This window comes from Pseudomonas sp. Z3-6 (genome assembly GCF_051131985.1).
In the GTDB taxonomy this organism is placed as follows: Bacteria; Pseudomonadota; Gammaproteobacteria; order Pseudomonadales; family Pseudomonadaceae; genus Aquipseudomonas; species Aquipseudomonas zanjanensis.
Map to the genome: position 1 here is coordinate 3999302 of NZ_CP071644.1, position 20647 is coordinate 4019948.

Annotated in this window: 22 protein-coding genes; 16 read left to right on the plus strand and 6 right to left on the minus strand. The window is 60.9% G+C overall.

What is annotated here, in order from left to right:
• Positions 1-64 precede the first annotated feature (64 nt).
• Both J3P88_RS17690 and J3P88_RS17695 read left to right on the plus strand, forming a co-directional pair.
• On the plus strand, positions 65-1258 hold the full coding sequence (locus tag J3P88_RS17690; protein WP_434570631.1) for an MFS transporter: 1194 nt from the start codon (positions 65-67) through the stop codon (positions 1256-1258).
• A 185-nt stretch (positions 1259-1443) separates the two neighbouring features.
• On the plus strand, positions 1444-1569 hold the full coding sequence (locus tag J3P88_RS17695) for a hypothetical protein (RefSeq protein ID WP_411387574.1): 126 nt from the start codon (positions 1444-1446) through the stop codon (positions 1567-1569).
• 292 nt (positions 1570-1861) lie between these two features.
• Here the strand turns inward: J3P88_RS17695 and J3P88_RS17700 are convergent, their stop codons facing one another.
• The 3 genes from J3P88_RS17700 to J3P88_RS17710 all read right to left on the minus strand — a co-directional run bounded on the left by J3P88_RS17700 (position 1862) and on the right by J3P88_RS17710 (position 4074).
• On the minus strand, positions 1862-2026 hold the full coding sequence (locus J3P88_RS17700; protein ID WP_186729880.1) for a nucleoid-structuring protein H-NS: 165 nt from the start codon (positions 2024-2026) through the stop codon (positions 1862-1864).
• Positions 2027-2244: 218 nt separating this feature from the next.
• Positions 2245-3282, minus strand: a complete 1038-nt coding sequence (locus J3P88_RS17705) for an alpha/beta hydrolase family protein (RefSeq protein WP_434570633.1) — start codon at positions 3280-3282, stop codon at positions 2245-2247.
• A 183-nt stretch (positions 3283-3465) separates the two neighbouring features.
• On the minus strand, positions 3466-4074 hold the full coding sequence (locus J3P88_RS17710; protein ID WP_434570635.1) for an FMN-dependent NADH-azoreductase: 609 nt from the start codon (positions 4072-4074) through the stop codon (positions 3466-3468).
• A gap of 129 nt (positions 4075-4203) precedes the next feature.
• Between J3P88_RS17710 and J3P88_RS17715 the strand changes: the two genes are divergently transcribed.
• Together J3P88_RS17715 and J3P88_RS17720 are read left to right on the plus strand one after the other, a co-directional pair.
• Positions 4204-5112, plus strand: coding sequence for a LysR substrate-binding domain-containing protein (locus J3P88_RS17715; protein WP_434570637.1), 909 nt, complete (start codon positions 4204-4206; stop codon positions 5110-5112).
• Entirely contained in the window at positions 5109-5459 is a 351-nt protein-coding gene (locus tag J3P88_RS17720; RefSeq protein WP_057449922.1) for an MmcQ/YjbR family DNA-binding protein, read from the plus strand. Before J3P88_RS17715 ends, J3P88_RS17720 begins: the two co-directional genes overlap by 4 nt.
• 4 nt (positions 5460-5463) lie before the next feature.
• On the opposite strand, the gene J3P88_RS17725 is transcribed toward J3P88_RS17720, so the two are convergent.
• Positions 5464-5883 carry a DUF1294 domain-containing protein gene (locus tag J3P88_RS17725; protein ID WP_434570640.1) on the minus strand — a complete coding sequence of 140 codons (420 nt, stop codon included), beginning with the start codon at positions 5881-5883 and terminating at the stop codon, positions 5464-5466.
• Positions 5880-6710, minus strand: coding sequence for an undecaprenyl-diphosphate phosphatase (locus tag J3P88_RS17730; RefSeq protein ID WP_434570642.1), 831 nt, complete (start codon positions 6708-6710; stop codon positions 5880-5882). The genes J3P88_RS17725 and J3P88_RS17730 overlap by 4 nt, the downstream gene beginning before the upstream one ends.
• A 274-nt stretch (positions 6711-6984) precedes the next feature.
• Here J3P88_RS17730 and J3P88_RS17735 point away from each other — a divergent pair, with 274 nt between their 5' ends.
• From J3P88_RS17735 to J3P88_RS17775, 9 genes are all read left to right on the plus strand, one after another.
• On the plus strand, positions 6985-8619 hold the full coding sequence (locus J3P88_RS17735) for a methyl-accepting chemotaxis protein (protein WP_434570644.1): 1635 nt from the start codon (positions 6985-6987) through the stop codon (positions 8617-8619).
• A gap of 260 nt (positions 8620-8879) precedes the next feature.
• Positions 8880-9443 carry a nicotinamide riboside transporter PnuC gene (gene pnuC, locus J3P88_RS17740; RefSeq protein WP_186729858.1) on the plus strand — a complete coding sequence of 188 codons (564 nt, stop codon included), beginning with the start codon at positions 8880-8882 and terminating at the stop codon, positions 9441-9443.
• Positions 9440-9964 (plus strand): AAA family ATPase, encoded by a 525-nt coding sequence (locus J3P88_RS17745; RefSeq protein ID WP_434576524.1) that lies wholly within the window; start codon positions 9440-9442, stop codon positions 9962-9964. Before pnuC ends, J3P88_RS17745 begins: the two co-directional genes overlap by 4 nt.
• 310 nt (positions 9965-10274) lie before the next feature.
• Positions 10275-10721, plus strand: coding sequence for a hypothetical protein (locus J3P88_RS17750; protein WP_186707662.1), 447 nt, complete (start codon positions 10275-10277; stop codon positions 10719-10721).
• A 1-nt stretch (position 10722) separates the two neighbouring features.
• Entirely contained in the window at positions 10723-11316 is a 594-nt protein-coding gene (locus tag J3P88_RS17755) for an adhesin (RefSeq protein ID WP_186707661.1), read from the plus strand.
• A 62-nt stretch (positions 11317-11378) separates the two neighbouring features.
• Positions 11379-12356, plus strand: coding sequence for a heme utilization protein (locus J3P88_RS17760; RefSeq protein WP_207966555.1), 978 nt, complete (start codon positions 11379-11381; stop codon positions 12354-12356).
• A gap of 235 nt (positions 12357-12591) precedes the next feature.
• A complete protein-coding gene (locus J3P88_RS17765) occupies positions 12592-13272 on the plus strand; it encodes a C39 family peptidase (protein WP_186707659.1) in 681 nt (226 codons plus the stop codon).
• Positions 13273-13330: 58 nt separating this feature from the next.
• A complete protein-coding gene (locus J3P88_RS17770) occupies positions 13331-14077 on the plus strand; it encodes a hypothetical protein (protein WP_411384779.1) in 747 nt (248 codons plus the stop codon).
• 46 nt (positions 14078-14123) lie between these two features.
• The gene (locus J3P88_RS17775) at positions 14124-15404 is read left to right on the plus strand and encodes a hypothetical protein (RefSeq protein WP_434570648.1); all 1281 of its coding nucleotides are present in this window, start codon (positions 14124-14126) and stop codon (positions 15402-15404) included.
• 161 nt (positions 15405-15565) lie between these two features.
• Here J3P88_RS17775 and J3P88_RS17780 read toward each other — a convergent pair whose 3' ends face one another.
• Complete coding sequence (locus J3P88_RS17780) at positions 15566-16891, minus strand: sigma-54 dependent transcriptional regulator (RefSeq protein WP_186707656.1); 1326 nt, start codon at positions 16889-16891, stop codon at positions 15566-15568.
• 341 nt (positions 16892-17232) lie between these two features.
• Between J3P88_RS17780 and J3P88_RS17785 the strand changes: the two genes are divergently transcribed.
• From J3P88_RS17785 to nhaB, 3 genes are all read left to right on the plus strand, one after another.
• Positions 17233-17499, plus strand: coding sequence for a hypothetical protein (locus tag J3P88_RS17785; RefSeq protein ID WP_013693488.1), 267 nt, complete (start codon positions 17233-17235; stop codon positions 17497-17499).
• Between the two features lie 183 nt (positions 17500-17682).
• Positions 17683-18972, plus strand: a complete 1290-nt coding sequence (locus J3P88_RS17790; protein ID WP_434570651.1) for a hypothetical protein — start codon at positions 17683-17685, stop codon at positions 18970-18972.
• Between the two features lie 94 nt (positions 18973-19066).
• Positions 19067-20569, plus strand: coding sequence for a sodium/proton antiporter NhaB (gene nhaB, locus J3P88_RS17795; RefSeq protein WP_434570653.1), 1503 nt, complete (start codon positions 19067-19069; stop codon positions 20567-20569).
• The last annotated feature ends 78 nt before the right edge of the window (positions 20570-20647 follow it).

The following is a 20647-nucleotide window of genomic DNA, read 5'->3' on the forward strand; positions in this document are numbered from 1 at the left end:
CTTTCTTTTATCCCCACCTCGCGCCATGATGAGGCTCTCTTACCGCTGCCCGCGAACGAGCCCCATGCCCACGCCCTCCTCTGCCCCCCATTCCTTGTCGATCACGCTGCAGATCGTCTCCATCGTTTTCTACACCTTCATCGCCTTCCTCTGCATAGGCCTGCCCATTGCCGTGTTGCCCGGGTATGTCCACGAACAGTTGGGCTTCAGCGCGGTGGTGGCCGGGTTGACCATCGGTTCACAGTACCTGGCGACGCTGCTCAGCCGGCCCATGGCCGGGCGGTTGTCGGACAGCGTCGGTACCAAGCGGGCGATTGTCTACGGGTTGTCGGGGATTGTGCTCAGTGGCGTGCTGACGCTGATTTCGACCTTGCTGCAAAGCTTTCCCCTGACCAGCTTGCTGATTCTGATTGCTGGCCGCTTGTTGCTCGGCGTGGCCCAGGGGCTGATTGGCGTGGGCACCATCAGTTGGTGCATGGGCCAGGTGGGGGTGGAGCACACGGCCCGCTCGATTTCCTGGAACGGCATCGCCTCGTATGGGGCCATCGCTATTGGAGCACCGCTGGGGGTGGTGATGGTGGGTGAGCTGGGGTTTGCCAGCCTGGGCATTGCGCTGTCGCTGCTGGCGGGTGCTGCGCTGTTGATGATTCGCAACAAGCCGTCGGTGCCGGTCATTCGCGGCGAGCGCCTGCCTTTCTGGGCAGTATTTGCACGGATTGCACCTTACGGCGCGGGCCTGAGCCTGGCGTCGATCGGCTACGGCACGCTCACCACGTTCATTACGCTGTTTTATGTCAGTCGCGGCTGGACTGGCGCGGCCTGGTGCCTGACAGTCTTTGGCATCTGCTTCATCCTCGCGCGGCTGTTGTTCATTTCCAGCATCGCCCGCTTCGGTGGCTTCAACTCGGCCATCGCTTGCATGAGCATCGAAACCCTTGGGCTGGTACTGCTATGGCTGGCGCCGTCCACTCCGTTCGCTCTGGTTGGCGCTGGGTTGGCCGGCTTCGGGTTGTCGCTGGTGTACCCGGCGCTGGGGGTGGAGGCCATCAAGCAAGTGCCGAACACCAGCCGTGGCGCGGGTTTGAGTGCTTATGCAGTGTTTTTTGACCTGGCGCTGGCGATTGCCGGGCCGCTGATGGGGGCGGTGGCGTTGAACCTGGGTTATTCGTCGATTTTCTTCTGTGCTGCGTTGTTGTCGGTTAGCGGGCTGGGGCTGACGTTGCTGCTGCGGCGTCGGGCCATGAATGCGCCTTTGTAATATTGTTCACTGTCGTTTTTTGGCTTTTTTAGACTGTTCGGTGTTTAGTTGCTCTGGTGTGTATATCCATTTCTGCGGTAACGGCTACTGGCGGTTCCGCTCTTACAGCGGGTCACTTTTGGAAGAGCGCCAAAAGTAACCAAAAACGCTTTGCCCCACCACTCGGTGCCTCGCCTAGGCTCGGCATGCCCTCACTCCGGCATTGCTCCGTGGGCCGCCGCGAAGGGCCATCCATGGCCCAGCGCGGCTACCTCGGCATCCATGCCGAGGTGCCCACTCCACAATGCCTGCGTTCGGCCAGCGTGGTTTAACGGGGCGTCCAGATCAAGATCAAGATCCAAAAGCAAAGCAAAGCAAAGCAAAGCAAGAGCCGTGTATCCAGTATCTATGTGACTGAACCAACGCTATCGCGAGCAAGCTCGCTCCCACATTGGATCTTCAGCAGACACAAGATTCATGTGCGCCACAAAACCTGTGGGAGCGAGCTTGCTCGCGATGGGGTCGGCACATCCAACATCTTCATTGGCTGAACCACCGATATCGCGAGCAAGCTTTGCTCCCACAGATCTGATGGGTGTACGACCGGAAGAGCCAGGTCGGCTCTCAGGCCGCCTCGGGGAGGACGTTGATCTCGGGCGCCCCGTTAACCACGATGGCCGAACGCAGGTATTGTGGAGTGGGCATCCCGGCATGGATGCCGGGATAGCCGCGCTGGGCCATGGATGGCCCTTCGCGGCGGCCCACGGAGCAATGCCGGAGTGAGGGCATGCCGAGCCCTAGCGAGGCACCGAGTGGTGGGGCAAAAGCGTTTTGGTTACTTTTGACTGGGCCGGCTTCCGGGCTTTTCAAAAGTGACCCGCCGTAAGGGCGGAACCATAAGCAGCCGTTACCGCAGAAACGGATATACACACCAACCTTACGTACAAACCATGCCCCTCGGAACGGAAGCTCAGATTCCGGGGAACGCTTAAATGGATAGCAATACCTTATTGATCAGCCGTCTTCATCCCCTCCCGGGTCGCCTTACCCAAGGCCTCGCCGAAAAAGCGGCTGGCCTCGGTAATCATGGTGCGGTGAATGTCCTTGCGATCGACGCCATCGGCATCCGTGCAAAGCGCCGGCATCGCAGCGATCTGCTCGTCGGTGCACAGCGCCAGGAAGACAAAATGCCCCGCGCCGGCCAGGGTCTTGAAATCTGGAGCGGTGGGCAGCTTGCGGGCCAAGGCAGCGGCGTTCTTGTCGAAAGCCACGAGATTGTCACCATCGCCACTGTACAGCAGCACCGGCACATGGACATCGGCCAAAGTATGACGGCCGAACTTCAGGCTCAACGGCGCCATCAGCAACAATGCCCGGACCCTGGGGTCGGCCACGGGTTGCAGGTCATCGCGGTCGGCGATCAACTCGCCCTGGGTGTTGCAGGCGTCACGATCCTCTGGCCGCTCCTTGCAATAGCGGCGCAAGCGATTGAGGTCCGGCGTCGCACCGGACAGGATCAGCGCAGTTTCGCCACCCGCCGAATAACCGATCACCCCAACCTGCCCGGCGTTGACGAACGGCGAGAGCATCGGGTCATTGAGCGTCGCGGTGATGGCTTCGGAAATCTGGATCGGCCGCCCGTACAGGTTGCTCAGGGTGCCAAGCCGGCTGTGGTCCTGGACATTGTCGCCGGGATGAATCACGGCCACCACGACGAACCCCTTGCGCGCCAACGAGGTGGCGAGGTCATGCAGGGCCAATGGGGTGCCGGTATTGCCATGGGACAGCATTAACAGTGGAAAACGGCCGATGGCGATCTGAGCCTCCGGCGCGGCATCGATCTGGTAGCCGCCGAGCAGGCTGGATTGTTCGCGGTCGGTGGACGGATAAAAGGCGATGGCGTGCATCGGCTGCTGATCCAGCGGATCAAGAAAATTCAGCTCATGGAAACCGGCGCTCCAATGCGGATGCGGCCCCGGCGCGGCCTGCACTGAAGCGAAACTGGCAAACAAGCAAAGCAGCAACGCTGCACCAAAACGTGCCATCGAATTTTCCCACCCTCACCAGCGCACGGGAAGGCCCCGTCGCTCGCAGTCTTGGCCGTGCATACCTGCGCCAGATCCCCGGCGCCGAATGCAGCAAAACCCTGCACCCCGGCCATCCAATGACGACGAGAATACAGGGTTTTGCGAAGGTTGCCCGAAGCGCTTGCTGCCTTTACGCAGGTTTTACGCAGCGGCGAACTGCTGGCCGATCTGCAACGTGGCTTCGCTCAGGGCTTTGGTACGCATGTCGTCACCGTAGGCCAGGCCTTCGGCACGGACGAATTCGATATCAGTGATGCCGAGGAAACCGAACACCAACTTGAGATAGTCCTCGTGACCCACGCCGCTCGGTTGGCCGGCATGCAAACCACCCGAGGTGGAAACGATCACCAGTTTCTTGCCACCGCACAGCCCTTCAGGGCCGGCTTCGGTGTAGCGGAACGTCTGGCCGGCCACGGCAATGCGGTCGATCCAGGCCTTGAGCTGGGTCGGAATGCTGAAGTTGTACATCGGCGCGGCGATGACCACCGCGTCAGCCGCCAGGAACTCGGCCATTGCCGACGCGCTGAGATCGGCTTCATGCTTCAGCGCCGCGTCGCGCAATTCAGCGCTGGTACCGGCGGCAACCAGCGTCTGAGCGGAAAAATGGCTGATCGCGTCGGCGGCCAGGTCACGGTAGGTGACGGCGATGCCTGGCTCGGCAGCTTTCCAGGCTTCAACCACTTCGCGGCTCAATTGGCGGGAAGCGGAGTGGTCGCCGAGGATGCTCGAATCGATGTGCAGCAGTTTCATATCAGTGCTCTCCAAATGAGGACCGCAACCAGGCGATCAATTGGAGACAATCCTATCGATGAAGCCAATGATCGATAAGTCCGTATAAATGCGATAGTTTGTCCCACTCACAGGACAATCGAGCTCGACATGCAAGACCTCAATGACTTGTACTACTTCGCCAAGGTCGTCGAAGCCGGCGGGTTCGCGGCAGCCGGGCGCTTGCTGGGCATTCCCAAGTCGCGCCTGTCGCGGCGTATCGCCGAGCTGGAAGACCGCCTCGGCGCCCGACTGCTCCAGCGCACCACGCGCCAGTTGAAACTGACAGCGGTCGGCGAACGTTATCTGCGCCATTGCCAGGCCATGTTGCTGGAGGCCGAGATGGCCGACGAAGCGGTGGCGAGCATGTCCAGTGAGCCCCGCGGCCGATTGCGGGTGTCGAGCCCGGTGGGCCTGGCCCACCAGTTCCTGCCCGTAGTGATCGAAACCTTCCTGGCGAAATACCCCTTGGTGCAACTGGACATGACCCTGCTCAACCGGCGGGTGGACCTGATCGGCGAAGGCATCGACGTGGCATTGCGCGTACGCGACCTGGGGGACGAAGATCCACTGCTGATGACCCGGCGTTTGCGCCGGGCACGGCTGATGCTGGTCGCCTGCCCGGCCTTCGTCGAAGGGCGGCGGATCGAGACTCCCGACGACCTCAAGCCGTTGTCGGTGCTGGGAGCGTTGGAAGCCGATCGCCTGGTGCATCTGCGCCTGGTCAAGGCCGATGGGCAGCAGGCCGAACTGAGCCTGGAGGCCCGCCTGGGCATTGACGACTTCATCGTGCGCCGTGCCTGCGCCCTCGCCGGCCTGGGCTTCACTTTATTACCCAGTATGTATTGCGAGCAGGAATTGCGTGACGGCACACTGGTGGAGCTGCTGCCTGGATGGTCGATGCCCGACGGCTGGCTCCAGGCCGTCTACCCCCATCGGCGTGGCATGCTGCCGGCGGTGCGTGCCTGGATCGATCATTTGGTGGAAGCCTTCGAGGGCTGTGGAGATAGAACGCTATGAAGTTGAGCGAAGAGGATGTCGCGCAGTTTTGCCTGGGCTTGCCCGGTGCCAGGGAAGACTACAAATGGGGCGGCGTGCGAGTGTTCTCCATTGCCGGCAACAAGATGTTCGCCCTCCAGGGCCTGCGGGGCGACTCGTTGGCGTTCAAGGTCGACAAGGATCTGTTCCTGGGTCACTGCGACCGGCCGGGCATTCACCCCGCGCCTTATTTGGCGCGGGCCCAGTGGGTCATCATGCAGGTGCCCTACCCGCTCGGGGCCGAAGAATTGCGTGGCCTGCTGCAACGCTCACATCAATTGGTCGTGAGCAAATTGCCCAAGCGCACGCAGGTGGGCTTGTTGCTCTAGCCATTCAAAATAGAGAGCTGCCCAGGAACAACTGGTCGATCCAGAACACCTGGTGCAACAGCACGATGAACCAGAACACCACTTGAAACGATACTTTACGGGTCTTGTGGCGAAACAACTGCTGGGCCAGCAAGGCCCCGGGCCAACCGCCAGCCAGCTCCAGCGCATGCAGCACATTCTCCGGCGTCCGCCAGGCGTCGGCGCGGGCCTTGCGCTTGTCGCTCCAGTACAGCAGGAACGCCACCAGGCTGACGACACCATAGGCCGCCATAGGCACCCACGACACGCCCCGCAGGCCGAACAGCAGCGAGCCGAACAGCGGCAAGGCGCAGACCAGGGCAAACACCATCAATTTGAGCCGCAGGTTTTGCACGCCGCCGCCGGCATTGCGCCCAGCGCGTTGGCGGGTGCCCGAGTTGTTCATGGCTTGGCAGCTGTCCAGTCAACCCAACCGAACTGCCAGGTGGCCAGGATCAGCAGGCCGAACGCAATCCGATACCAGGCGAACACGGCGTAGCTGTGACTGGCGATGAACCGCAGCAGGCCCTTGACCGCGATCATGGCGAAGATGAACGCCGTGACGAAACCGATGGCGAACACCGGGAAATCCGCCGGCACGAACAGCTCACGGTACTTGTAGCCCGAGTACACGGCCGCACCGACCATGGTCGGCATCGCCAGGAAAAACGAAAATTCGGTGGCGGTCTGGCGCGACAGCCCGAACAGCAAGCCCCCGATGATGGTCGCACCGGAACGGGAAGTACCCGGGATCATCGCAATACACTGGGCCAAGCCGACCTTCAACGCATCCTTCCAGGAAATATCGTCCACCGTTTCAGCATGCACCTGGTGCTGGCGCTTTTCGGCCCAGAGCATCACCAGGCCGCCCACCACCAGAGCGGCGGCCACGGTGACCGGGTTGAACAGGTAATGGTGGATCCAGTCGGCAAACAACACGCCCAATATCACGGCGGGAAAGAAGGCAATCAGCAGGTTGGCGGTAAACCGGCGGGCGCTGGGTTGCGTCGGCAGGCCCAGCACCACGTCGAAGATCTTGCGCCGGAACTCCCAGACCACCGCGAGGATCGCGCCGAGCTGGATGATGATGTTGAATGCCATTGCACGTTCGCCACCGAACTCGAGCAAGTCGGCGACGATGATCTGGTGCCCCGTGCTGGAAATCGGCAGAAACTCCGTCAAACCCTCTACTACGCCAAGAATCAATGCCGAAAAGGCCGTCCACAAATCCATTCATCCCCCAAAAAAGACCCTGCTCATGCGGGTCTTATCGCTATTCAAGTGTCATACAGGTCCACGCAGCGGCTGCACGATAGCTGCGATCATCCAAAAAAAACCAATGAAAAAATCAAAACAGGCTCAGGTTTTGCGCCGCGGGGCCGAAATCCTATCAGACAAGCCCTGATAACGCTGCCGCGTTATGACCCAGGTCAATCATGAATAGCCGCCAGGCGCTAAAGTGCCGGCCGTCGCTAATGACAAGAATAAGAAACCGGAGTGACAGCGTATGAATAGCTTGCGCAGTGTGTCGATCAGCCGACGCTTGTGGCTCATCCTGGTCGTGGCCATCGTGATGTTGTTCACGCTCGGCGCCTTTATGCTCAAGCAGATCCACACGGACCTGTATCAGGCCAAGGTGCAGAAAACCCAGCATGTGGTGCAGACCGCCAGCGGCGTATTGAGCTACTACCATGGGCTGGAAACCGCCGGCACCCTGACCCGCGAGGCGGCGCAGAAGCAAGCCCTCAGCGCGGTGCGAGGCCTGCGCTATGACCAGAGTGACTACTTCTGGATCAACGATCTGACGCCAGTCATGGTCATGCACCCGACCAACCCAAAGCTTGAAGGCCAGAACCTCTCGGCGATCCGCGACCCGAACGGCTACGCGTTGTTCAACGAGATGGTCGCCATCGCCAAGGCCAAGGGCGCCGGCATGATCAACTACCTCTGGCCGAAACCGGGCGCCGAAGCACCGGTCGGCAAGACTTCCTACGTCAAGTTGTTCGAACCGTGGGGCTGGATCATCGGTTCCGGCGTGTACGTGGATGACGTCCAGGCAGAATTCCAGTCCCAGGTGATCAAGGCTTCGTTGATTGGCCTGGCCATCACTCTGGTCATGGGTCTCCTGCTGACCTTGATCGTACGGAGCATCGTCCGCCCGCTCCAAGAGACCGTCAACGCCATGGCCAACATCGCCAGCGGCGAGAGCGACCTGACCCGCACCCTCGACACCCACGGCCAGGACGAAGTCACCCAACTGGCCCGGCATTTCAACGCCTTTACCGCCAAACTGCGCCAAGTGGTGAGCCAATTGCAGGCTTCTGCCAGTGAGCTGGGGCAATCTTCCAACGAATTGGGCAACGACGCGGCTCAAGCCCAGGAACGCAGCCAGCAGCAATCGCAACAAATGGAACTGGTAGCCACCGCGATCAATGAAGTGACGTATGGCGTGCAGGACGTGGCCAAGAACGCCGAGCACGCCGCCAGCGAGATGCGCGACGCCGAATCCCAGGCCCAGCAAGGCCAGGTCAACATCGACGGCAGCTTGCAGCAGATCGATCGCCTGTCCCAGACCATCGACCAGGCGGTGGAAGTGATTCGCACCCTGGCCAGTGAAAGTACCCAGATTGGCAGCGTGCTGGAGGTGATCCGCTCCATCGCCGAGCAGACCAACCTGCTGGCCCTCAACGCTGCGATCGAAGCCGCCCGCGCTGGCGAACAAGGCCGGGGCTTTGCGGTGGTCGCCGATGAAGTGCGGCTGCTGGCCCAGCGTACGCAGAAGTCCACCGCTGAGATCCAGTCGATGATCGAGCGCCTGCAAACCCATTCCGAAGCCGCCGTGAAAGTCATCGGCGACAGCAGCCGTGCCTCGCAACTGACCATCGAACAGGCGGGCCTGGCCGGTGCCAGCCTCAACGCCATCGGCCAGGCCCTGCGCAACCTCAACAGCCTGAACGCCTCCATTGCCAGCGCCACCCTGCAACAGGCCCATGTGGTAGAAGACATCAACCAGAACGTCACCCAGGCAGCCGGACTGTCCCACAGCACCGCCATGGCCGCCGAACAGTCCAGCCAGGCAAGCAGCCGCCTGAAGGCGCTGAGTGAACAGCTTAACGGGTTGCTCAAGCAGTTCCGGGTCTAAGGATTGATGAACCCCTTGTGGGAGCGGGCTTGCTCGCGAATGCGGTGTAACAGTCAGCAAATGCATGACTGAAGCACAGCATTCGCGAGCAAGCCCGCTCCCACATTGGTTCTGTGTGGGTCTTTTCAGGTTGGGTGTTCACCACAGAGCCCAGCGGGAGCAAGCTCCCTCGCCACAGGCTCAACCAACAATGGTATTGGAGCTCTCCACGCCATAGCGTTTACAATCGCCGCCCTCTCCTCTTTCCCCAAGGAACCGCCATGTCCGGGCTTGAACTGTTTGCCGCAGCCCTCGGCGTGATCGCTGTCTGGTTGACCGTCAAGCAGAACCCCTGGTGCTGGCCGATCGGCCTGGTCATGGTGTTGCTGTACAGCTGGATTTTTTTCGAAGTGAAGTTGTACTCGGACATGCTGCTGCAGGTGGTCTACGCAGTGTTGCAACTCTACGGCTGGTGGCAATGGACCCGCGCCGGGCACAATCATGATGGGCGTCAGGTCAGCCATCTCGGTGGACCATCGGTGCTGCTCGGCCTGGCCATCGGCGCGGCGGGCAGCCTGCTGTTGGGCGCCGCCATGGCCCACTGGACCGACGCCGCCCAGCCCTGGCTCGATGCCGCGCTCACCGGTTTCAGCCTCGTCGCTCAATGGTGGATGGCGCAAAAACGCGTGCAATGCTGGCCGTTGTGGATCGTCCTGGACGTGATCTTCGTCGGCCTGTTCATCTACAAGGGCTTGCACCTGACCGCCGCGCTCTACGCCCTGTTCACGTTGCTGGCCGTGCAAGGTTGGCGGGAATGGCGCGCCGACCCGGCCCTGCGCGCATGAAGGTGGTGGTCCTGACCGGCCCGGAATCCAGCGGCAAGAGCTGGCTGGCGGCGCAACTCCAGGCACATTTTGGTGGCGTGCGGGTGGACGAGTACGTGCGCCATTTCATGGAACAGACCCAGCGCGATACGTGCCTGGCGGACATCACTGACATCGCCTCCGGCCAGTTGGCCTGGGAAGACGAGGCACGTGCCCGCCGACCCTCGCTATTGATCCTCGACACCCACCTGTTGAGCAACATCCTCTGGAGCCAGACCCTTTTTGGTGACTGCCCGGACTGGCTCGAACCGGCGTTGCTGGCCCGTCATTACGACTTGCACCTGCTGTTGAGCCCCGAGCAGGTCGAATGGACTGGCGACGGTTTGCGTTGCCAACCCGAGCTGGCAGAACGACTGGCTTTTTTCGACGCCATCGAGGCGTGGCTGAGTCGACATCGGCAACCGTTCCAGATCATTCGGGGCAACTGGGCGCAACGCCAGCGGCAAGTGTTCGCGGCCGTCGCCCAACTGACCGCAGGATGATTTGTCTCACGCTTGAAACATCACGCTCGCGGCAAACCCGGATCCAACATCGTTTCAGATGATTGTCATCAAGACTGTCAAGTCACTGAAACACCCACCCAAAAACCTGGATCCAGAGCCCTGGAACAGCGTGCAGCCGGTTGGCCATCCTGTGCGTTGTCTCAGCGCTGAAACAGGTTTCTTCCCCCGCTGCGCGCGCCTGAACTCAACTCATTGAATTCACAGGTAATTCAAAACCCGGCACAACACCTGCTCTTCCCCACTTCGCAACGCTGACTAGGGCCAGCGTACCGAAGAAGGAATCGATGCCATGGGGATGTTCGACAGGGGTATGACCTGCCTGCTATTCATCGGCTGCGCCGCCGGCGCAACGTTCAGCCTGCCCGCGCAGGCCGAGGGCAACGGCGTCATCGTACTCAACCGTGACGTGCAACCCATCGCAATCGGTCGCAACGGTGGCAAAGACCCCTACCCGACCACCGTCAATGCCAATCCCTCCGAACGCATCAACCAGGCGACCAATAGCACCGAACTGAGCGATGGCGAATTCGCCAGCGTGGCCAGCGGTTCGTCGATCCGCAACATCGTCACCCCCAATACCGGCGTGCAGGGCCTGAACGTGGTCACCAACCCCAACGGCATGCCGGGCATGAATGCCGGCCACGGTGGCGGCAGCGGCGGAGCGATCTCTGGCACCATCAACCGCTCGCTGAGTTCCGGCCTGGCCCCGCTGGGCCGGCTGGCGGGAGGTCAGTGACATGAAACCCGTCCTGTTCCTACTCGCCCTGGTCATGCTGTCCCTGCTCAGTTCTTTCACGGTATTTGCCGATTCGGGCGTGGCGGTGGTCAGCAACGCCAACCTGCAGGATTCCGGCAGCCAGTACACCGGCAACTTCAACGTCAACCAGGCGGCCGGCGACCAGATCCAGCAAACCAACACCCGGGCCATTGCCATTGGCAGCCACGCCCAGGCCAGCACCCGCGTACAGCAAAGCGTCGACACCCAGGCCAACCCCTCCATGAACGCCACCGCCCGTATCGGTGGCCACTCCTTTACCAACGGCAACGGCGTGCTGGGCGTGAACCAGTCCGCCGGGGCCAACAACCAGATGGCCAATGTCATGCGGGTGGGCATCAGTGCCCATCCGCAGAGCATTGACGACAGCGCCCTGTCCCAACAGAACGTGGCGTTGCTACCGAACTCAGGCGCAACTGGCGCCCCAACCGGCAGTCGCCAGGTCGTTACCAGCGACCAGGCCTTCACCGGCAGCCGAGGGGTGATTCAGGTGAACCAGAGTGCCGGGGTGGGGAACCGCATGGCTAACACCCTGAGCATCCGGGTCGCTGACTGATCCGGCGCAGTGGGCATAAGAAAGTACCAACACTTAACCAACGACACGCAAGGAGAAACACCATGAAACCTACAATGGCACTCAAACCATTGGTTTTCGCTCTCGCCGCTGTCATGGCAATGGCTGCACAGGCCGATGGACGGGGCAACGGTAACGGCCACGGTAACGGCCACGGCAATCAAGGCCCAAGAGGTCCCTCGTTCGAACAGTTGCTCTCGATCACGGCCGGGGCTGGCGCCACCGTACTGGATGTGCAGAACAGCGATGGCAACACCGTGACCAACCAGGCCACCCGCAACACCGCTGAAGCCACTGATTCGCTCAATGGCAGCAACGGCAACATGGGCGCCAACATCGCGGGCGGCGACGGTAACCAGCAAGACAACGCCGCCGCGCTGGCCACTGCTGACGAAAGCTTCATCTTCGGTTCGGCTGTTGCTGTTTCCAGCGCCACGCAAGTCAATAGCAACAACTATGTCAAAAACAACTCGACTCAAAACAATGCCTCGCTCACCAATGCCGGCAACGATGGCTCCGGTAATATCGGCATCAACGTGACCGCCGGCAACTTCAACCAACAGAAAAACAACCTGGCCATTGCCGTATCGGGTGGCCGTGTCGCAGAAGCTGCCGCTTCGGCCGATCAGTCCTCCAGCGGCCTTGTGGTGGACAACAAAGGCGTGCGGACCTACAAGACCGATACCCTGACCAGCACCTCCAGCGCCTCCGGCACGTTCAAGGCCAAAGGCACCGGTACCGTCGAAGACGACGGCGGCTGGGGCAACAAAGGTGGCTACGGCGGCGGCCACGATGACGACAAGTTCAAGTTCTCCGCCGTGGGGACTTTCGAACTGGCCGGCAGCAACACCCAGCAGGTGCTGACCCGCGACGGTTGGAAAAACCCTGTGATCAACAACGCCACCATGACCAACTCCATGAACGGCTTCTCCGGTAACGGCGGCGCCAACGTGTCGGCGGGCGTGGGCAACCAGCAAAGCAACTCGCTGTCCATCGCGGCTGGCTGCAAGGCTTGCATGTAAGCGCGGGTGAAACGGAGCCCCGGCAACAGCAATGCTGTTCCCCTAGGGTTTGGATGAATCTTGTGGCGAGGGAGCTTGCTCCCGCTCGGTTGCGCAGCAACCGCAAAAACTTGGGGCCGCTCCGCAGCCCAGCGGGAGCAAGCTCCCTCGCCACGGACTCATTTCAATGCTCTAGACGAACGGTGCCGCTGGGAAACGGGGCTTTTTTCCCGGATGTCCACCAGGCGTATTGATCATGCGTGTCACTGCCGTTTCCCTGTTGCTCTGCCTGGCCTGTATGGCCGAAGCGGCGCAGATGCCGGTCGCCGCCCTGCCTGGCGGCATGCTGGTCTACAAACCGGTGCAAAGCGTACGCGAGCGCAAGTTCAGCGACATCGTCGAACAGAAAACCGACTTCAGTTGCGGCGCCGCCGCCCTGGCGACGGTGCTACGCCAAGCCTATTGGCTCGACGTCGATGAAGAGCACGTCATCAAAGGCATGCTGGTCAATGCCGACCATGACCTGGTTCGCACCCAGGGCTTTTCCATGCTGGACATGAAGCGCTACGTGGAAACCATCGGCATGCGTGCCCGAGGCTACCGGATACCGCCGGAGAAACTCGAAGCGGTGACGATCCCGGTGGTGGTCCTGATGGAAATACGCGGCTACAAGCACTTCGTGGTATTGCAGCGAGCCGACAAGCAATGGGTCTACATCGGCGACCCGGTGCTGGGGCACAAACGCTATTCCCACGATGAGTTCGTCAAAGGCTGGAACGGCATCGTCTTCGCGATCGTCGGCCCGGGCTATGACAAGACCAATGCCCTACGCAGCCCTCCTCAACCCCTGACAGCCCGTAACAAGCTGGACGGTTTCAACCCGGTCAGGGATGCGGAACTGATGGATTTCGGCTTCATACAGAGCGACTTTTTCTAATCGCCGACCACTGCCAACAATAAGTACAAAAAGGAGCAGGACGCTCCGGGAGCAGCACATGAAAACTTCACACTGGCTGTCGCTGGCCTGCCTGCTCGCGACCGCCTCGGGCTATGCCCATGCCGGTTTCAAACCCATCGAGGTCAAGGACCAGGAGCTCGCCGAGCTGCGCGGTCGTTATGTCATGCCCGGCCGCGTCATCAGCTTCGGCATCGTCATGAGCAGTACCTGGCGCAACGCCAGCGGCGACCTGATCGGCGCCAGCAGCACCATGCAAATCCAAGCCGCCACCGTGAAACCCGAGTTCTATGTCTCCACCATCAAGCAAACCGGTAACGGCAGCGTCCCGGAACAGGGCAGCGGCAACATTACCGGTGGCGCCGGCCTTGGCACGAGCCAGGGCGTGACCCAGAGCGTGCGTGCCGCCGGCGACGGCAACACGGCCTACAACAACGTCAACATCAATGTGAAGGAGAGCAACCAGGCGCCCGCGCTTGTCCCCTCCCAAGGCCAACTGTTGACCAAGGGCCAGACCATCAGCGGCAGCAATGCCGCCGGCAGCGTCGCGGTCACTGCCACCGGCAACGGCGTGCAGATGGCGATCCAGGCCAGCCACAACCAGGGCGGCACCTTGCAACAAGTGGCCCAGGGCGGCTTGCTGCAAAACACTCGCCTGTTGGGCAACAGCAACCTGGTCAACAACATGACGCAGCTCAACGTGGTGCTGAACAACAACGGCCCCAGTGCCGGCGCATTGGACTGCAACCTGACCCAACTGCGCGGCCTGCGTAACCTCGGTTATTGAACTACGCTGGTTTCCGATCATTGGGCAAATAGGGACGGCATATTTCATGTATCGATCCGTATCGTTGCGCGCTGTGATGTGTTTAAGCACGTTATTCCCGGCGGCCGTGTTACAGGCGGCCCCGGATGCCGAAATAGAAGCCCTGAAGCAGCAGCTTCTAGAGCTAAAGCAACGATACGAGGTCCAGCAAAAGGCCCTGGCGGTGCTCGAGCAGCGGGTTCGCCAAGTAGAGGACCAACCCGCCGCGCCACAACCCAAGCGCCTGGCCAAATCCCCGGCCGACATGAAAGGCAACCAGACCGCCGGCGGTGCTGCGACAACAGCGGGCGGCAGCGGCTATGGGCAATCCCTGGCCGACGATTCCCAGCCGGCCCAAAGTGTCTCCAACCTCTATGACGAGGCCAGCGGCTTCTTCGGCGGCGGCAAGTTCAGTTTCGAGACCGGCGTGACCTATTCGCGCTATGACACGCGGCAACTGATCCTCAACGGCTTCCTGGCCCTGGATTCGATTTTCCTGGGCAACATCAACCTCGACCGAATCAAGGCCGACACCTGGACGCTGGACCTTACCGGTCGCTACAACTTCGACAATCGCTGGCAGTTCGACCTCAATGTGCCGGTGGTCTACCGCGAATCCACCTACCAGTCAGGCGGCGCGAACAACGGTGCGGCCGGGGTCACCAGCGAAGAAACCGTGACCCGCGACCCGACCATCGGCGACGTCAATTTCGGCATCGCCTACAAGTTCATGGATGAGTCGATCAACTCTCCGGACGCGGTGGTCACCCTGCGGGTCAAGGCCCCCACCGGCAAGGATCCGTTTGGTATCAAGCTGCGCCAATCCCAGGCCAACACCAACCTTTTCGTGCCTGACGACTTGCCCACCGGCAACGGCGTCTGGTCGATCACGCCCGGGCTCTCGCTGGTCAAGACCTTCGACCCGGCCGTCTTGTTCGGCAGCCTTTCCTATACCCATAACCTCGAAGAGTCATTCGACGACATCAGCTCCACGGTCAACCAGAAGACCCCGGGCAAGGTGCGGATCGGCGACAGCTTCCAGATCGGCGCAGGCGTTGCCTTTGCGTTGAACGAGAAGATGAGCATGTCGTTCTCCGTCTCCGACCTGATCCAGAAGAAAAGCAAGCTCAAGCAGGACGGCGGCGACTGGGAATCGGTGACCTCCAGCGACGCCAACGCCGGTTACTTCAATATCGGCATGACCGTCGCCGCGTCCGACAACCTGACCATCGTGCCCAACCTGTCCATCGGGCTGACCGACGATGCGCCGGACTTCACCTTTAGCCTGAAGTTGCCGTATTACTTCTGATGTCCTGAGGGATATGTGATCGGCACATAGCCCAAAGACACTGCAAAACCACTGTGGGAGCGGGCTTGCTCGCGAAGGCGGAGTGTCAGGTTAATCAATATCACTGACACACCGCCTTCGCGAGCAAGCCCGCTCCCACAATGAGTTGTGTGTAGGCAGTTCTAGCGAATCTGGTGTTTGTGCAGCAGACGATAGAACGTCGGCCGCGACACGCCCAATACCCGCGCCGCCACGCTCAAGTTGTCGCTGTGACGGTTGAGCACATCGCTCAGGGCCTGGCGCTCGGCGCGGGTCTTGTAATCTTCCAGCGTACCCATCGGCGCCGCGATACCCTGCTGGCTGGCCAGGCCGAGGTCCCGGGCTTCGATCTGGCGCCCTTCGGCCAGCACCAACCCGCGACGGACGCGATTGGCCAACTCCCGCACGTTGCCGGGCCAGTCGTGCATACCCATCGCCACCAGAGCATCGTCACTGAAGCTACGGGGACGACGGCCGGTCTCCCGGCTGTAGAAATGGGAAAAGTGACTGGCCAACATCGCCAGGTCGCCATGGCGTTCGCGCAAGGGTGCCATGACCACTTGCAACACATTCAAGCGGTAATACAAGTCCTCGCGAAATCGCTTGTGCTCGATGGCCGCCTCAAGGTCCACGTGGGTGGCCGCCAAGACCCGCACATCGACGGCGATCGGCTGGCTGCCGCCAACCCGCTCAATGTGTTTTTCCTGAAGGAAACGCAGCAAGTTGGCCTGCAACTCCAACGGCAGGTCGCCAATCTCATCGAGAAACAACGTACCCCCGTGGGCCGCCTCGATCCGTCCGATCTTGCGTTGGTGAGCGCCGGTAAATGCGCCCTTCTCATGACCGAACAATTCGGACTGGATCAAGTGCTCCGGAATGGCGCCGCAGTTGATGGCGATGAACGGCTTGTTGCGCCGATGCGACTGGCAATGCAGGGTGCGCGCCACCAGTTCCTTGCCGGTGCCGCTCTCACCGCGAATCAACACGGGCGACTCGGCCGGCGCCAACTTGCTCAACAATTTGCGCAGTTCGCGAATCGGCTTGCTGTCGCCCAGCAGTTCATGTTCGGGCTGGTCGATGTGAATCGAGCCCTGGCCACGCAAACGCGCCATGCCAAACGCCCGGCCCAGGGTCACCTGAACCCTGGACACGTCAAAGGGCAAGGTATGGAAGTCAAAAAACCATTCGCAGACAAAGTCACCGACGTTTTGCAGGCGCAAGACTTCCTGGCTGAGCACGGCGATCCACTCCGTGCCGCTACGGCTGATCAATTCCTTGACCGCTTCCGGGCGCTCCAGGTGAAACGGTTGCAAGCGCAGCAGACCGACGTCACAGGTCCGATCGCCGGCGTGTTCAAGGGCGCAACTGTCCACATCCCACCCAATGCTGCGCAGCCCCGGCAACAGGCGATGACAATCGTCGCAGGGATCAACCACGAGCAGACGACGTGACGTACTGGCTTCGATCATGACTGATCCTTGGCGCCAAAATAAGGAAATATGATTAGAAACAGTCGTTTGGCAAACCTGCATGTAACAGTAGCAAGAAGTTGACGCGCCCTTGTATCAATTGATTATCGAGATCACGTTAAAGTGGTTATAAGCGAGCGTTTCGTTAGTTGTCACAGGCGTTTTTCTTTCAGGGTGCTTTCAAACAAAAGAGCAAAAGCCTGGTCTGAAAGAAAATCGAAATTTATTTAAATAATGTGTGACCCGCCTACGGGTTCGGGACATCAGTACAAGTAACCAGCCGCACGGTACGCCCAACCGACGGCACATCATTTGTTTGGGCACACTGAAGAGAAAACGCCATGAACGCCCCGCTCCGTATCAACGAAGCTCTTTTGATTGCCGACCGCGCATTCCGTCCATTCCAATGCGTGGCCTGGGCTCCACAAGACGGTAACGGTGAACTTAGCCTGACCGTCATCGACCGCACCAATACCCATATTGGCCGCACTCAGATTCCAAGCAGCGCCTATACCGACCCGGTCCAACTGGCCGATCTGTTGAAACAGGCCCGTGCCGAATTAAGCCAGGAAGGCTACACCTTGCAATCCTGGTCGATGCCGGAATAAACCTCGATACAGCCTGCTATCGATTGCAGGCTTGGCATTGGGTTGTAAAGCCATTGTTATGGCACGCATCACCCCTGTAACTGTAGAACCTGACAGTTGTGCATTGGCCCGTTCAGGGATTGAATGTTGCCCTCATGCAGTCATCGCCCTTTCGGGCCGGTCGACACGCAAGGAGAGGCAGGCATGCTCAACCAGTTCGCGTTCGTGCTCCCCAAGGCCATGGCCCACCCCGGGCAACTTGATCCAGGCTTTGCCGTCAACGGCAAAGCCTGGGTTCATTTCGAAGACAGCACCTCGAGCCTGATCACCGGATTGACCCTCGACCGAGCCGGACGAATCCTGGTGGCAGCCAGGATCGAGACGGCCCACGGCAGCCGATTCGGGCTGGCGCGACTCAACCCTGACGGTTCGACCGACCCGGTTTTCGGCACCCGCGGCTGCGTGATCGACGCGTTTGACCACGGCTTCGAAGCGACGGCAGGCAAAGTGATCGAGCTGCCCGACGGGCATATCCTGCTGTCGGGCCTGCACTACGAAAACAACGAGCACACCCTGCCCGCCCTGGCGCTGTTCGATCCGCAAGGCCGTGCTGTCCAGAGCTTCGGCAACGCCGGCCGGCACATCATCCGGCTCTGCGGCAATCTCTCCCAAGGCCTGCGCGATCCCTGGCTGCCGCCCGGCGTGCCAGGTCTCGAGGCCTGCGACATGCAAGTGCAGGCCGATGGCCGGATCCTTTTGCTCGCCAACCATCATTACCAATTGTCCGACCATGTCGGCGTACTGATCCGACTCCTGCCGGACGGGTCCCTGGACACCTCATTCAACGGTCGCGGTTTCGTGATGGTCCGACGCTTGTTGAAAAATACCTGGCTCGGCTGCCTGACGCTCCAGGCTGACGGCCATATTGTCGTCGGTGGCGCCATCGACCTGCCCCAGCATGGCTTGATAGCCCGCTATGACAGCAGCGGCAGGCTCGATGACAGCTTCGGCGAAGAGGGCTTCCTGTCCATCCTGGCCCAGGGTCACAGCGCGATGATCAGCCAGATCGTCGAGGATGCGAACGGTGATCTGCAGGCGTTCGGCAGCAGTCGCGATCCGATGCATAGCCTGTCCCTGAAAGTGCGTCCAGACGGCAAGCCGGACCGTCATTGCAATCAGGGCCAGTGCCGGCTCATGGCGATCGGGCGCAACGCCAGCCAGTGGACCGCCGCCCAGCTTCAAGCGGACGGAAAGCTGGTCACCGCCGGCGCCACCATCGGCGGTATCGAGGCCGACTTCGTGCTTGCCCGGCATTTGCCGGATGCGAGCCTCGACCCGGATTTCGGCCACGGCAAAGGCTGGGTACGCACGCGACTCGGCTACAGTCTGGACACCGCCACCGCCGTGGCGGTGCAGGCCGACGGCAAAATCCTGGTGGGCGGCTACTCACTCCAGGGTCATTATCGAGCGGTGGTTGCGCGTTATTGGGCCTGAGTCAGATTGTCGCGGGCGAACGGTATTCATCCTACGCTTGATATTCCTCATTTCTTACGGCAAGTTGCGCGCTTCTAATTAAAAGGAGCAGCCAATGTCCGGTCCAATGGCTAAGGCTTTCGCGCATAACTTTCTGGGGAATTCCCCGCGTTGGTACAAGGCGTGCATCATCACCTTCCTGGTCCTCAATGCCGTCGTGCTGTGGACACTGGGCCCAGTCGTTGCAGGCTGGATGATCGTGCTGGAGTTCATCTTCACCCTGGCCATGGCCCTTAAATGCTACCCGCTGATGCCCGGCGGCCTGCTGATGGTCGAAGCCCTGGCGCTGGGCATGACCACTCCCAAGGCACTTTACGACGAATTGCTGCATAACTTCCCGGTCATCCTGCTGCTGATGTTCATGGTGGCGGGGATCTATTTCATGAAGGACTTGCTGCTGTTCCTGTTCTCGCGCCTGCTCCTGGGTGTGCGCTCCAAGGCCATCCTGGCCTTGATGTTCTGCTTTCTCTCGGCGTTCCTGTCGGCCTTCCTCGATGCCTTGACCGTCACGGCAGTGATCATCAGCGCCGCCGTGGGCTTTTTTTCGGTGTACCACCGCGTGGCGTCGGGTAACGACCCGCGCCAGGACAGCAGCGTCGACGAAGACCACGATTTGCCTTCGCTGCACCAAGGCGACCTGGAGCAGTTCCGAGCCTTCCTGCGCAGTCTGCTGATGCATGGCGCCGTCGGCACCGCGCTGGGCGGCGTCTGCACCTTGGTGGGCGAACCGCAGAACCTGCTGATCGGCCATGAGATGGGCTGGCATTTCGCCGAATTTTTCTTGCAAGTCGCGCCGGTGTCGCTGCCAGTACTGGTGGCCGGGCTGGTGACCTGTGTGGCGCTGGAAAAGCTGCGCTGGTTCGGTTATGGCACGCTGTTGCCGGACAATGTGCGCGCCGTGCTCGCCGATTATGCCGAGCAGGACAATCTGGAGCGCACGGCTCGTCAACGCGCGGCCCTGATCGTCCAGGGCCTTGCCGCACTGCTCCTGATCGTCTGCCTGGCCCTGCACATTGCCGAAGTCGGCCTGATCGGCCTGATGATCATCGTGTTGATTACTGCCTTCACCGGCATCACCGACGAACATCGGCTGGGCAATGCGTTCAAGGACGCGATGCCGTTCACGTCGCTGCTGGTGGTGTTCTTTGCGGTGGTGGCGGTCATTCACGACCAGCAACTGTTCACGCCGCTGATCCAATGGGTCCTGGCCCTGCCCGCCGACCAGCAGCCTGGCATGCTGTTCATTGCCAACGGCCTGCTCTCGGCCATCAGCGACAACGTGTTCGTGGCGACCATCTACATCACCGAGGTCAAGCAGGCCTTCGTCTCCGGTCACATGAGCCGCGAACAGTTCGAGACCCTGGCGGTGGCTATCAACACCGGCACCAACCTGCCGAGCGTCGCCACACCCAACGGCCAGGCGGCTTTCCTGTTCCTGCTGACCTCGGCGATTGCGCCGCTGATTCGCCTGTCCTATGGCCGGATGGTCTGGATGGCCCTGCCCTACACCGTGGTGATGGGTGGCTTGGGGTGGTATGGGGTGACGTACTGGTTGTAGAAATACTGCTGAGCAGAAGGAAAACCTGTGGTGAGCCCCTGTGGGAGCAAGGCTTGCCCGCGATGAAGGCGATGCGGT